Source organism: Hoeflea sp. EC-HK425 (genome assembly GCF_902498795.1).
GTDB lineage: Bacteria > Pseudomonadota > Alphaproteobacteria > Rhizobiales > Rhizobiaceae > Hoeflea > Hoeflea alexandrii.
The window spans coordinates 141,172-154,875 of sequence record NZ_LR701572.1 but is presented as its reverse complement, the minus strand read 5'-3'; the positions used below and the strand labels follow the sequence as shown (position 1 = coordinate 154,875).

13 protein-coding genes are annotated in these 13,704 nt (G+C 60.6%); 9 read left to right on the top strand and 4 right to left on the bottom strand.

The window, feature by feature from the left end; genetic code table 11:
* Positions 1-163 precede the first annotated feature (163 nt).
* Both SPHINGO391_RS03570 and SPHINGO391_RS03565 read right to left on the bottom strand, forming a co-directional pair.
* Positions 164-526, bottom strand: a complete 363-nt coding sequence (locus tag SPHINGO391_RS03570) for a cell division protein ZapA (RefSeq protein ID WP_152007537.1) — start codon at positions 524-526, stop codon at positions 164-166.
* A gap of 66 nt (positions 527-592) precedes the next feature.
* Positions 593-865, bottom strand: a complete 273-nt coding sequence (locus SPHINGO391_RS03565; RefSeq protein WP_152011411.1) for a DUF4164 domain-containing protein — start codon at positions 863-865, stop codon at positions 593-595.
* A 235-nt stretch (positions 866-1,100) separates the two neighbouring features.
* Between SPHINGO391_RS03565 and tkt the strand changes: the two genes are divergently transcribed.
* The 7 genes from tkt (at position 1,101) to SPHINGO391_RS03530 (ending at position 10,906) form a co-directional block, all read left to right on the top strand.
* Positions 1,101-3,092: a transketolase gene (gene tkt, locus SPHINGO391_RS03560; RefSeq protein WP_152007536.1), complete on the top strand. Its 1,992-nt coding sequence runs from the start codon at positions 1,101-1,103 to the stop codon at positions 3,090-3,092.
* A 47-nt stretch (positions 3,093-3,139) separates the two neighbouring features.
* Positions 3,140-4,150: a type I glyceraldehyde-3-phosphate dehydrogenase gene (gap, locus tag SPHINGO391_RS03555; RefSeq protein ID WP_152007535.1), complete on the top strand. Its 1,011-nt coding sequence runs from the start codon at positions 3,140-3,142 to the stop codon at positions 4,148-4,150.
* 231 nt (positions 4,151-4,381) lie between these two features.
* The gene (locus tag SPHINGO391_RS03550) at positions 4,382-6,181 is read left to right on the top strand and encodes a potassium/proton antiporter (protein ID WP_152007534.1); all 1,800 of its coding nucleotides are present in this window, start codon (positions 4,382-4,384) and stop codon (positions 6,179-6,181) included.
* Positions 6,182-6,291: 110 nt separating this feature from the next.
* Positions 6,292-7,488, top strand: coding sequence for a phosphoglycerate kinase (locus SPHINGO391_RS03545; protein WP_152007533.1), 1,197 nt, complete (start codon positions 6,292-6,294; stop codon positions 7,486-7,488).
* A 163-nt stretch (positions 7,489-7,651) separates the two neighbouring features.
* Positions 7,652-8,545 carry a fructose bisphosphate aldolase gene (locus SPHINGO391_RS03540; RefSeq protein ID WP_152007532.1) on the top strand — a complete coding sequence of 298 codons (894 nt, stop codon included), beginning with the start codon at positions 7,652-7,654 and terminating at the stop codon, positions 8,543-8,545.
* A 131-nt stretch (positions 8,546-8,676) separates the two neighbouring features.
* Positions 8,677-9,426, top strand: a complete 750-nt coding sequence (locus SPHINGO391_RS03535) for an SGNH/GDSL hydrolase family protein (RefSeq protein WP_152007531.1) — start codon at positions 8,677-8,679, stop codon at positions 9,424-9,426.
* A gap of 241 nt (positions 9,427-9,667) precedes the next feature.
* Positions 9,668-10,906 carry an MFS transporter gene (locus SPHINGO391_RS03530; protein ID WP_152007530.1) on the top strand — a complete coding sequence of 413 codons (1,239 nt, stop codon included), beginning with the start codon at positions 9,668-9,670 and terminating at the stop codon, positions 10,904-10,906.
* A gap of 50 nt (positions 10,907-10,956) precedes the next feature.
* Here SPHINGO391_RS03530 and SPHINGO391_RS03525 read toward each other — a convergent pair whose 3' ends face one another.
* Entirely contained in the window at positions 10,957-11,937 is a 981-nt protein-coding gene (locus SPHINGO391_RS03525) for an NAD(P)H-quinone oxidoreductase (RefSeq protein WP_152011410.1), read from the bottom strand.
* 152 nt (positions 11,938-12,089) lie between these two features.
* Between SPHINGO391_RS03525 and SPHINGO391_RS03520 the strand changes: the two genes are divergently transcribed.
* Positions 12,090-12,281 (top strand): DUF1192 domain-containing protein, encoded by a 192-nt coding sequence (locus SPHINGO391_RS03520; protein WP_152007529.1) that lies wholly within the window; start codon positions 12,090-12,092, stop codon positions 12,279-12,281.
* Between the two features lie 460 nt (positions 12,282-12,741).
* On the top strand, positions 12,742-13,260 hold the full coding sequence (locus SPHINGO391_RS03515) for a DUF1465 family protein (protein ID WP_152007528.1): 519 nt from the start codon (positions 12,742-12,744) through the stop codon (positions 13,258-13,260).
* Positions 13,261-13,413: 153 nt separating this feature from the next.
* On the opposite strand, the gene rpmE is transcribed toward SPHINGO391_RS03515, so the two are convergent.
* Positions 13,414-13,635 (bottom strand): 50S ribosomal protein L31, encoded by a 222-nt coding sequence (rpmE, locus tag SPHINGO391_RS03510; protein ID WP_152007527.1) that lies wholly within the window; start codon positions 13,633-13,635, stop codon positions 13,414-13,416.
* Positions 13,636-13,704 lie beyond the last annotated feature (69 nt).

Below are 13,704 nucleotides of genomic sequence, written 5' to 3'. Positions count from 1 at the left end.
AATCGGCAAATTGCGGCCCGGAGCATTAAACCGCTGATGTGATGAAGACGGCCTGGCCGCAAGCACTTCAAGACCCTTGCCGGCATGGCGATGCACCTGAAGACCGCTCCTCACAAGATACGTGCGGTTGATCGGTTTCAGGCACAGACCCCGGCTCAGCCCCTCAGGCGCGTCCGGAGAGTTTTCCCGCGATCTGCTCGATCTTGCCGGTCACCTCCGAAAGCGCCTCGGCCAGATCGTGGTCTGTCTTGTCGACCTGGCTCAGCGCGTTGTCCCTGGTCTTTTTCAGGGTGTCGACCTCCGCCTCAAGCCCGCGCATCCGGCGCTGCAGCTCGTGCAACTCATCCATCACCATGATCCCCGCCATCACCGTGATCCGCAAATCGCCAATTTCGCCGAACTGGTTCTTCAGATGCCCGACATAACGGTCAAACCGCCCGGCGAGATCGCTCAGGTGCTCTTCCTGCCCCTCTTCGCATGCCATCCGGTAGGTCTTGTTGTCGATGGTAACCGTTACCTGCGCCATTCAACACGTCCTGTTCTTGCACGGCCTTGCGGGATCGAAGGCTGATGAAAATTGATAAACTATGCCTTAGCGATCCAGAACCGCCCTGATCGTTTCCATGGCAGTCACCAGACGGCGGGAGACTTCGCGGTTGGCTTCCTCGAGGCGGTTGGCCCTGTCCTGGGACTGGTCAAGTTCCAGCGCTATGCGTGTGCGATCCTCGATCATCCGGTCCAGTTCAGCCGCCGCCTCTGTCGAACTTCGGCTCGCTTCAACCTGCCTGTCAACCTCATTATCGAGCTGATTCAAGGCATTTTTCAGTGCCTCAAGTGCGGATTGTACTGTCTTTTCAACCGGCATCATCAGCTTCCCTGGATCTGGACTACAAGCCGAATCGCTTGAATTCCGGATACTTGTGAGCACGAGTTTACGCATCAGCCGAACAGGGCGTCAACAAAACCGCCTTTTGCATCCCCAGCCGTTTGCGGCCAAGCCATTTGTTGACTCCGGCGAAGCAACTGCTATGTGTGCGCGGCCTTCGGTCCGGACTAGTTCAAGCCCGGACCTGACATGAACGCGACCAGGCGGAACCATCATGATTTCACGCGAAAAACACGACCGGATGGCGAATGCAATCCGGTTTTTGTCTATGGATGCTGTAGAGAAAGCCAAATCCGGGCATCCCGGCTTGCCGATGGGCGCTGCCGATATCGCCACGGTGCTGTTTTCCCGCTATCTGACCTTCGATCCGAAAAAGCCCGACTGGCCCGACCGCGACCGCTTCGTACTGTCCGCCGGCCACGGTTCTATGCTGATCTATTCGCTGCTCTACCTGCTCGGATACGACGACATCACGCTCGACGACATCAAGAATTTCCGCCAGCTGGGTTCGCCCACCGCCGGCCATCCGGAATATGGCCACGCCGCCGGTATCGAAACCACCACCGGCCCGCTCGGCCAGGGCATCGGCAATGCTGTCGGCATGGCCATGGCAGAGCGCAAGCTTGCCGACGAGTTCGGCTCCGACCTGGTTGAGCACTACACCTATGCGCTTGCCGGCGACGGCTGCCTGATGGAAGGCATCAGCCAGGAAGCGATTTCGCTGGCGGGCCATCTCAAGCTCAACAAGCTCATCGTCTTCTGGGACAACAATTCGATCTCCATCGACGGTCCGGTATCGCTGACCGACTCGACCGACCAGCTGGCCCGTTTCGCGGCCTCCGGCTGGAACACACTCGACATCGACGGCCACGACCCCGACGCGATCGCACAAGCCATCGAGGCCGCGCAGAAATCGGACCGGCCGACACTCATCGCCGCAAAGACCGTGATCGGTTTTGGCGCTCCCAACAAGGCCGGAACCAGCGGTGCCCATGGCTCGCCGCTTGGCGACAAGGAAATCGCCGGCACGCGCAAGGCGCTCGGCTGGGCCGAAGAGCCTTTCGTCGTTCCCTCCGACATCCTTGACGCATGGCGACTTGCCGGTCTGCGTTCGGTCAAGGACCGGAAGGCCTGGGAATCCCGCCTTGCCGAGGCGGAAAATGATGTCCGCCTGGCCTTCGAACGCCGGATGAACGGTGAACTGCCTGGCGAATTCGAGCCGGCGATCACTGCCTACAAGAAGAAGCTCGCCGAAGACCTGCCGACCGTCGCCACGCGCAAGGCATCGGAGATGGCGCTGGAAGTGATCAACGGAGTGGTTCCCGAGACCATCGGCGGGTCCGCCGACCTGACCGGGTCCAACAACACCCGCACCAGCCAGACCAAGGCGATTACCCCGGATGACTTCTCGGGCCGCTACATCCATTACGGCATCCGTGAGCACGGCATGGCCGCGATCATGAACGGCATTGCGCTGCATGGCGGCCTGATCCCCTATTCCGGCGGCTTCCTGATCTTTTCCGATTACTGCCGTCCGTCGATCCGTCTGGCGGCACTGATGGGCATTCGTGTGATTCACGTTCTGACCCATGATTCCATCGGCCTTGGCGAGGACGGACCGACCCACCAGCCGGTTGAACACATGGCGGCGTTGCGCGCCATTCCGAACCTGCTGATGTTCCGCCCCGCCGACGCCGTCGAAACGGCGGAATGCTGGGAAATCGCGCTCGAGCAGGCAAAACGTCCCAGCGGCATTGCCCTGACCCGACAGAACCTGCCGACCGTCCGGACCGATTTCACCGAGGAAAACCTCTGTGCCTATGGCGCCTATGACCTGGTTTCGGCCAGCGATGCCGAGGTGACGATCTTCGCCACCGGTTCCGAAATTGAGATCGCGCTGGAAGCCCGGCAGATGCTTGAGGCGAATGGTCACACCACCCGCGTGGTCTCGGTGCCCTGCTTCGAGTTGTTCGAAGAGCAGAGCATGGAGTATAAAAAGGCCGTTATCGGGGATTCCAGGGTCAAGATCGCTATCGAGGCGGGCATCCGCCAGGGATGGGACCGTTTCATCGGTTCCGACGGCCTGTTCATCGGCATGAGCGGCTTCGGCGCATCGGCACCTTACAAGGAACTCTACGAGCATTTCGGCATCACCGCCGCGGCCGCAGTGGCTGCGGTCGAAGCCCGCTTACATGACGAAGCCTGATCCCTTGCAGGGACAGGCGTACTCGGACCCCAGGACGGAGAACTAACATGAAGACCAGGATTGCCATCAACGGATTTGGCCGTATCGGCCGCAATGTTGTGCGGGCCATTTACGAATCCGGCCGTACCGATATCGACATCGTGGCGATCAACGATCTCGGTCCGGTTGAAACCAACGCCCACCTGATGCGCTGGGATTCGGTGCACGGAAAGTTCCCCAAGACCGTTGAGGTTGACGGCGACACGATCCGCATCGAAGGCGGCGACTCGTTCAAGGTGTTTGCGGAGCGCGATCCGAAGAACCTGCCCTGGGGCGATCTCGGTATCGACATCGTCATGGAATGCACCGGGATTTTCACGGCACGGGAAAAGGCTGCCTTCCATCTGGAAGCCGGCGCCAAGCGCGTCCTGGTCTCGGCCCCGTCCGCGGGCGCCGACAAGACCATCGTCTACGGCGTCAACCATGATGTGCTGACCAAGGACGACCTCGTCGTCTCCAATGCGTCGTGCACCACCAACTGCCTGGCGCCCGTCGCCCACGTCCTGCACAATGCCATCGGCATCGACAAGGGCATGATGACGACGATCCATTCCTACACCGGCGACCAGCCAACGCTCGACACCATGCACAAGGATCTCTACCGCGCCCGCGCTGCCGCCATGTCGATGATCCCGACCTCGACGGGCGCCGCCAAGGCCGTCGGCCTGGTGCTGCCGGACCTCAACGGCAAGCTCGACGGCATGTCGATCCGCGTCCCGACCCCGAATGTCTCCGTGGTCGACCTGAAGTTCATCGCCAAGCGCGACACCTCGGTGGAGGAAATCAACAAGGCCATCCGTGAAGCTGCTGACGGCGCTCTCAAGGGCGTACTGGGCTACACCGACGAGCCCAATGTCTCGATCGACTTCAACCACAACCCGCATTCCTCGGTCTTCCACATGGACCAGACCAAGGTCATGGACGGCAACATGTGCTCGATCCTGACCTGGTATGACAACGAGTGGGGTTTCTCCAACCGCATGGGCGACACCGCGGTTGCAATGGCGAAGCTGATCTGACGACCCTCTGCCGGGTCACGCGGCAACGCAGGCCCGGCCAAACACCTGAACATACTGGCGCCACCGTTCGAAGGGACGGTGGCGCTGGTGATTCAACACCATGGATGACTTGAGCCGGATGTCACGGCAGCCATGCGTGAAGGATCATTGATCGGCCCGGTCCGTGCCTCCATACTTGTTGGCAGAACAAAGACCTGACCGCAGCAATCAATCACGGACAAGGGGTGACGGTTGGACGCTTTCTATCTGGTGACGCTTGCCTCGATGGCGCTCATTCTCATTGCTGCCTTTTCCAGCCTGCTGGCGGAACGCTTCGGAGCACCGTTGCTGTTGCTCTTCCTTCTCATCGGCCTGCTTGCCGGTGTCGACGGGCTGGGCATCGACTTCTCCAACAACTCCGCCGCCTACATGCTGGGGTCGATTGCCCTGGCAATCATCCTGTTTGACTCCGGCTACGGCACATCGCTGCACTCCTTCAGACAGGCCTCCGCCCCGGCGCTGACGATGGCGACCATCGGCGTATTGTTGACTGCGGTTCTGTTCGGCATCGCCGCTCGATTTCTGCTCGGGTTCACCTGGCTTGAGGGCCTGCTGATCGGCTCCATCGTTGCCTCAACGGATGCGGCGGCCGTATTCTTCCTGCTGCGCACCGGCGGCATCAACATCCGTGACCGGGTCCGTTCCACGCTGGAAGTGGAATCCGGCACCAATGATCCGATGGCGATCTTTCTTACCAGCGCGCTGGTCGGCATCATGGCCAGCGGCGAGGACCTCGGTGGAGCCGGGCTTGAGTTACTGGTTCTGTTCATCGAGCAGATCGGTCTGGGTCTTGTCGTCGGCCTCGCCGGCGGCGTTCTCATCGTCCAGATCATCCGTCGGGTTCCGGTCGAGCGCGGACTGGCTCCGATATTCGTACTGGCGCTGGCGCTGCTGGTCTTTGCCGCCACGTCGGCAATCGGAGGCAGTGGTTTCCTGGCGGTCTACGTCGCCGGGATCTACGCAGGCAACAAGAAGATCCAGCCCAAGGCATCGATCATGCGCTTTCAGGAGGGTATGACCTGGCTGGCCCAGATCGTCATGTTCCTGGTTCTCGGGCTGCTTGCGACACCGTCCCAGTTCCCGCAGATCATCCTGCCCGCCATCGGGCTTGCGGTGTTTTTGGTCTTCATTGCCCGCCCGCTTGCCGTCTGGGCATGTCTGCTGCCCTTTGACTTCACCCAGCGAGAGACCGGGTTTGTCGCCTGGGTGGGTCTGCGCGGCGCGGTTTCGATCCTCCTCGCCATCCTGCCCATCCTCGGCAATCTCGAGAACGGCCAGCTCTATTTCAACACAACCTTCATCGTGGTGATGGTATCGCTCGCCATCCAGGGCTGGACGATCAAGCCGATGGCCCACAGGCTCGGCCTGATTGTCCCTCCACAAATCGGCGCCATCGACAAGCTCGAGCTTGATCTCCCCGGCACCGCCAGTCACGAGCTGCTTGCCTACAGGGTGGTGGCGGACAGCCCGGTCCTGCGCGGCGAAAGAATCCCCCGCTGGGCCCGCCCGTCACTGGTCATCCGCGACGGCAAGTCGATGCGCTATCAGTATGCCGGGCGGCTGCGCGAAAACGACCAGGTCTACCTGTTCATCGCCCCTGGCTTTTCCCGTCTGCTCGACCGGCTGTTCGCCTCCAAACTCGCCGTTAGCGAAAATGACAACGAGTTTTTCGGCACCTTCACAATCGATCCGTCAGGAAAGTGTGAGGAACTCGATGCCGCCTACGGGCCGGGTCTTCTTGCCGAGGCTGAGAAATCGCTGACCATTGCCGAACTGATGGAACAGCGGCTTGGCGGCAAGCCGGACTACGCCGACCGGGTCAAGATCGGGCGCATCGTTCTCATCGTGCGCGACACCCAGGAGAACGGCCTGATCAAGACCGTTGGCATCTCGCTCGAACCGGTGGCACCCGCAACACGGCTGCCGCTGTTCCTCAATTTTCGTGAAATCCTGCAAATGGCCCGGGATTTTGCCGGAAGGCGAAAGGGTTGAGGCAGGAAGCCGCGACGGGTATTTGCGTCCCCGGCTTGCGTCGTGACACATCCGGTGTAATCTCCGCGCCGAAATCCCGCCAGACCCCAACTTGACGATCGGAATATGCAATGACCACTTTCAAGACACTCGATGATCTGGCCGATCTTTCCGGCAAGCGCATTCTCCTGCGCGTCGATCTCAATGTCCCGGTCAAGGACGGCAAGGTCACCGACACGACCCGCATCGAACGTGTCGCTCCCACGATCATGGAACTGTCCCGCAAGGGCGCCCGCGTGATCCTGCTTGCGCATTTCGGCCGTCCAAAGGGCGAGGCCGTGCCGTCGATGTCGCTCGGCCCGATTGCCGGCATCGTCGAGAACGTTCTCGATCACCGGGTCCATTTTGCCGCCGACTGCATCGGCGAAGCCGCCCAAAAGGCAGTGGAAGCAATGGTCGATGGCGATGTGCTTCTGCTTGAGAACACGCGCTTTCATGCCGGCGAAGAAAAGAACAACCCCGAGTTCGCCAAGGCGCTGGCTGAAAATGGCGACATCTTCGTCAACGACGCCTTTTCAGCGGCCCATCGCGCCCACGCCTCGACCGAGGGCCTGGCCCACCTGCTGCCAGCCTTTGCCGGCCGGACCATGGAAGCGGAACTGGTCGCGCTTGAGAAGGGTCTCGGCAAACCGGCACGGCCGGTTGTCGCCATTGTTGGTGGCGCCAAGGTTTCCACCAAGATCGACCTCTTGCAGAACCTGGTCAAGAAGGTCGATGCGCTGGTGATAGGGGGTGGCATGGCCAACACCTTCCTTGCCGCTCGCGGCATCGATGTCGGCAAGTCGCTGTGCGAACACGATCTCGCAGAAACCGCCAAGACCATCGAAGCCGAAGCATCCAAGGCCGGATGCGCAATCGTCCTGCCGATAGACGGCGTTGTCGCGCGTGAGTTCAAGGCCGGCGCCGACAACGAGACGGTCGACGTCTCCGCAATCCCCGCTGATGCCATGATGCTCGACGTCGGCCCCAAGTCCGTCGAGGCCATCAACGCCTGGATCACAAAGGCTGACACGCTTGTCTGGAACGGTCCGCTCGGTGCCTTCGAGATCCCGCCCTTCGACGCCGCGACCGTATCTGCGGCGCAGCATGCCGCCCGCCGCACCCGGGAAGGCCTGCTGGTCTCCGTTGCGGGCGGCGGCGACACAGTGTCCGCACTCAATCACGCGGGTGTGGCTGCAGACTTCACCTATGTCTCGACTGCCGGCGGGGCATTTCTCGAATGGATGGAAGGCAAACCGCTTCCCGGTGTTGATGTGCTGAAAGTCTGAGGAGGGTCAACCGGCCTCGCCCGCGTTAACTCTGGTTGGCTTTCCCCAACCCATTTAAACGATTGAATTTTTTTCAATCGATTCAAGCTGCATCCAGGCTATTTTCTCTCTGTCGCGGCATCTGATAAAGGAGCCGCGAGACAGAGACAAACAGGGGTAAGGCATGATGAACTCGACCATGGCGAAACAGATGGCGGAGAAGGACGGCTTCATTGCCGCGCTCGACCAGTCGGGCGGCTCCACGCCAAAGGCGCTGAAACTCTACGGGGTTGCGGAAGACGCCTACGCCAATGACGAGGAAATGTTCGCGGCTATCCATGCCATGCGGGCCCGCATCATCAAGTCGCCTGCCTTCACCGGCGAGAAGGTCATCGGCGCAATCCTGTTCGAGCGCACCATGGACGGCGAGATCGACGGCGTACCAACCGCCGATTATCTCTGGAACAAGCGCGGCATTGTACCGTTCCTCAAGGTCGACAAGGGCCTGCTCGACGACCAGAACGGTGTCCAGCTGATGAAGCCTATGGACGGCCTCGACGCGCTGCTCGACCGCGCCGCGGCCAAGAACATCTTCGGCACCAAGATGCGTTCGGTGATCAATGCAGCCGACAAGGACGGCATCGAGGCGATTGTCGCCCAGCAGTTCGAGATCGGAGCGCAGATCCTCGGCCACGGGCTGATGCCGATCATCGAACCCGAGGTCAACATCAAGATCGCCGACAAGGCCGAGGCCGAAGAATTGCTGCTGGCCTCGATCCTCCGTCATCTCGACCAGGCGCCCGCCGGACAGCAGATCATGCTGAAACTGTCCCTGCCGACAGTTGCCAACCTCTACAAGCCGCTGGTCGACGACCCGCGTGTGATGCGTGTCGTGGCATTGTCGGGCGGCTACTCCCGCGATGACGCCAACCGTCTTCTGAGCACCAATGACGGTGTGATCGCATCCTTCTCGCGCGCGCTGACCGAAGGCCTGTCGCATGGCCAGACGGATGCCGACTTCGACGCCACGCTCGCCGCAACCATCGACAGCATCTTCGAGGCCTCGCGCAAGGCCTGAACACCAGACTGAGAAAACCCTCGTCAAATGGCTGGGTTTCAACCCGCCGCGGCAACGCGGCGGGTTGCATTTTGCAGTGATCCCATTGTCTAAGGCTGTATGCTGAAGCCATGGGAGACACGACCAGAACCATGAACACTTTCCTTGCAGGTCTCGTCAGTTGGGTGCTGGTGCCGGTCGCCGTGGCCAAGGGTCTTGGCGTACGCAGAATCGTGCCGCGGCTGCCACCACCCCGCGGCCGTCCGATGGGACAGGTCGGCCAGGGCAGCGCGGAGATCAGGATTCTGGTGGTTGGCGATTCTTCCGCCGCCGGTGTGGGCGCCGACCGGATCGAGGATACGCTCGGTCCGCAGCTCGCCGCGATCCTCGGCAAATCAACCGGCAAGACCGTTGCCTGGCGCAATGCCGGGGCCAATTCCGCGATTGCCGCCCAGGTGCGCGATCATATGGTCCCGCATATCGAAGAGCGTGATTTTACCCATGTGATCCTGGCTGTCGGCACCAATGACGCGAAGAACTTTGTCACCAGGTCCGCCTTCAAGAAAGGGTTCGGCGGCTTGCTTTATGCACTCCATGCCCGCTGGCCGGAAGCCAGCGTCTACTGGTCACCGGTTGTTGCGATGGCGGATGTGCCTGCGTTGCCGCCGTCTCTCGCATATATCCTCGGTCTGCGCGCACAGATTATAAACGCCATCGGCACGCAGCTTTGTCGCGAGCGAACAGCCACCCCACTGGATCCTCTTCCTATCGAAGGGGCCGAAGGCTTCGCGATAGACGGCTTCCATGCCAACGCACTGGGCTACAGGCACTGGGCCGAGCACATTGCCCGGATCATTCTGGCCGAAACACCAGCGCCATCATCATCGCAAAAATCAGAATAAGCGCGATTTTCCACACATCGCTGCGCCGTTTGAGGCCGGGAAGACCGAACGGCTTGATCAAATGCAGGGACATGGCCACGAGAACCAGGACCAGCAGGATTTTTGTCGACATTCATTCCGCCTTTTTCACTTAAGCCATACACCTGTCATGATCCTGGTCAATCAGCTAGGCTTGACGAATGCGGGGCAATGATTCCCGGTTCATCGCAATCCCGAAACACTTTTTGCAAACCGGATTACCATGCGCAGCAATCTCCTTCCCGTTCTCTCGTTGCTTCTGGGCACGGCCTTTCTACTGGCAGGCAATGGTCTTCACGGCCTGCTGCTGCCAATGCGCGGATCGGCGGAGGGCTTCTCGCCGACATCGCTCGGTCTTCTGGGTACCGCCTGGGCAACCGGCTTTGTTCTGGGCTGCATCTTCTCGCAGCGGCTGGTCAGGCGTATCGGCCATGTGCGCGCATTCTCGGCCTTTTCGGCGACTATTGCCATCATTGCGCTCCTCACAGGCCTGCTGGTCGATCCGGTAAGCTGGATCCTGCTGCGTGTCGTCACCGGCTTCTCCCTGGCCGCGGCCTTCATGATCATCGAGAGCTGGCTCAATGAACGCGCCACCAACGAGACCCGCGGTCTCATCTTCTCGCTCTACATGACGGTGACCTATGTCGCCATCGTCGCCGGCCAGATGAGCGTCGCTTTCGGCGATGTCACGCAGACGACGTTCTTCATCATTGCAGGCATACTTTACTGCCTGGCGCTTCTGCCGACGGCCGTATCGACGGCATCGAGCCCGGCACCGCTGAAGGAGGTCAAGCTCGATCTGGGCATGATTTACCGGAACTCACCGGTCTCGTTCATCGCGATCCTGCTGATCGGCGTCGCCAACGGCGCTTTCGGCACGCTCGCGCCGGTCTTCGGTGCCGATGTCGGGCTGAGCACCTTCACCATCGCCACGATGATGTCGATCACGATATTTTCCGGAGCCGTCATGCAGGTTCCCGCCGGCCGCGTCTCCGACCGGATGGACCGGCGCTATGTCCTGGCGGGCCTCGCAGCCATTGCCGGTTTTTCAGGCCTCGCCATCACCCTCATCAAGCCTGATGGTCTCACCATCCTGTTTGGGCTGATTTCGCTTTACGGGGCGATGTCCTACACCCTCTATTCCATCACCGTGGCGCACGCCAACGACTTTGCCCCCAGCGACAAGTTCGTGACCGTATCCGGCGGATTGCTACTGCTCTACGGTGTCGGCACCATCATCGGGCCGCTTCTCGCCGGCCTTGCGATGGCCACGGAGCCACATCTTCTCTTCGTCGTCACCGCTGTCGCGCATCTCGGCGTTGCCGGCTACGCCCTGTTCCGGACCCGGGTGCGCGCGGCCATTCCAGTCGAAGAGCGCGAGAACTTCACCTCGACACCTTCCGCCCGCGCCGCCACGCCTGAATCGATCAATCTCGATCCGCGCGCCACGCCGGACGCCTAAGCTGGCAGGCGCTGGGGTCTGTCGATTGCCTGGCCTGTTCGGGACCAGCTTCAGCTCATGTCGAGCACGATCTTGCCGATATGGTCGCCATCCTCCATCCGCCGGTGGGCGGCAGACGCCTGATCCAGCGGAAAGATCGAATCCATCACCGGCAGCACTTTCCGCTCGCTCAGCAGCGGCCAGACATGCTTGCGCAGTTCCCTGGCGATCTCTGCCTTGAAGGCTACGTCGCGGGCCCGGAGCGTCGACCCGGTATGGGTCAGGCGCTTCGTCATCAGCAGGGCAAAATCTGCTTCCGCCTTGCGGCCACGCAGGAAGGCAATCTGAACGATACGCCCCTCGACTGCCGCAGCCTGGTAATTCCGGGTGATATAGTCACCGCCGACCATATCCAGAATGAGATCGACGCCCTTGCCGCCCGTGGCCTCCTTGACCGCCTCGACAAAATCCGTTTCGCGATAATTGATCGCAACATCGGCCCCCAGCTCCCGCATCGCCGTGCACTTGGCCTCGGAACCAGCCGTTGCCAGCACCGTTGCGCCAAACGATTTCGCGAGCTGGATGGCGGTCGTGCCGATGCCGGAGGTTCCACCGTGCACCAGGAAGGTTTCCCCCGATTTGAGCCCGCCGCGCTGAAACACGTTGTGCCAGACGGTGAAGAAGGTTTCGGGGATTGCCGCCGCCTCGGTCATGGTCAGCGCCGCGGGGGCCAGGAGCGCATTCGCCTGATCAACCGTGCAATACTCAGCATAGCCTCCACCCGCCACCAGCGCACAGACCTGATCACCAGGCTTGAAGCCGTCAACGGAAGCACCGACCGCCTCAACCTCGCCAGCAATCTCCAGCCCCGGAATATCGGAAGCACCCGGCGGCGGCGGATAAGCCCCTTGCCGCTGGAGGCAGTCAGGGCGGTTCACCCCGGCGGCGGCAACCTTGATCAACAGTTCGGTCTCACCGTGCGCGGGCTTGTCGCGCGTTGTCAGTGTAAGAACCTCGGGGCCACCCGGTTCCCGGATTTCGATTGCACGCATCACGTCATTCTCCTGCTCACACTTTTCCACAACTTAGGCACGGGCTAGGATGACGGCAATGCCATTGGATGATGTGGATCGGAACAATACACGGGAAATCCCGGATTGTGCGTATACGGTCCACGCGAGCACCAGAACGGGAGAACAGAACCATGTTTGCAGACGACGAGAGTCCCAAACCGAAGCAGCGGCATGAAATCGGCTGTGACCTCAGCTTCCTGTCGGCTGGTGAACTGGAGGAGCGAATCGGCCTCCTTGAGGATGAAATCGAGAGGCTGAAAGCAGAAAAAGCGTCGAAAACATCAAGCCGGAGCGCTGCCGAGAGCTTTTTCAAGTCAAAATAGGCCATATGAAGCAAGGCCTTAGAAAATTAGTACTGGCTGTTAAGCTTCGGTTAAGCTTTACAAGTCTTTACTATACACATCCAGGCTTCCTGGATTTGACAGTCTGACTTGAGGTCACACTGTTTGACGCCTCCCTGTTAAACTCTTGAGAGCCGCTGATGCGGCTCTTTTTTTGCCTTGATACTGGCCGGCAATCGCTCCTATGGTGAAGCCGTATCACGCCTATGGTTTGCGCGGGCGGCCTTCCCGGCCCGCCGCGAAGACTGCGGATCGCGCTCAAAAGTGGCGTATCCCGGTCCGCAACACAGGTGTTTTTACCGCCATTTTGGCGTTAACCTTTTCTTAAGAATAGACTTGCCGGAAGCGGGCCTGCGGTCCATTCTATTCCGGCAAGACAGAGAGTTCTCTGCCCCTGTACAAGCCGCCTACCCAGTATTTTGTAATCAGGAATTTCCGGCCCATGTCTGAAACCAGCCTCAACACCGTCAATCTCGCCGATCACATGGCCAATTCGGCCCAGTTCAAGGCGCTCTATGCCGAAGGAATGGGACTGGTTGAGGAAACCGCGAACTATCTTGACGGCCCCGGCCGCGCGGCCTCGAAGGGCCTGCCACGCCTGGCAGGCGTTCTGTATGCGGCGGAATCCATGCGGCTGACCACCCGCCTGATGCAGATGGCGTCATGGCTGCTGCTGCAGCGGGCCGTCAACAATGGCGAGATGAACCGCGACCAGGTTCTCGCCGAGAAGAACAAGGTGCGCCTGGATAGCTTCAATTGCGACCGCACTGCCCAGGGCTGGAGCGACCTGCCGGACGCATTCAAGGATCTCGTCGAGCGCTCGCTGCGCATTCAGAACCGGGTGGCGCTGCTCGACCGCGAAATCTACCGCCCGGCGGAAGCCGCGGCGCTGAAGCCGGACAACGAAAACTCCGTCCAGGCCCAGCAACACTTGCTTCAGACGGTCTTCAGCAAGCGCTGAAGCCAGTCGTCAGCACCGATGTTACCTGCAAAGCCCGCGGCACGGTCTGCGGGCTTTTTGCATGCGCATGGCAGTGATCGGCCGGATTGAAATCCGGACAACAAAAAACCCGCCGGGACCGGCGGGTTCTGTTGTCGGCAATTGCCGTACGTCTTAGAGGCTGAGGCCTTCGAAACGCTTCTTGAACTTCGAAAGACGGCCGCCACGGTCCAGCATCTGCTGGTTGCCGCCGGTCCATGCCGGATGCGACTTCGGGTCGATTTCGAGGTTCATGGTGTCGCCTTCGGCACCCCAGGTGGACTGGGTCATGTATTCGGTGCCGTCGGTCATGACCACCTTGATCATGTGATAATCGGGATGGATGTTCGCCTTCATCTTCTTTGTCCTGCCGTTGGGAGGCCCCTGCGCAGCGATGCTTGCGGCATTTTGGCCAAACACATAAAT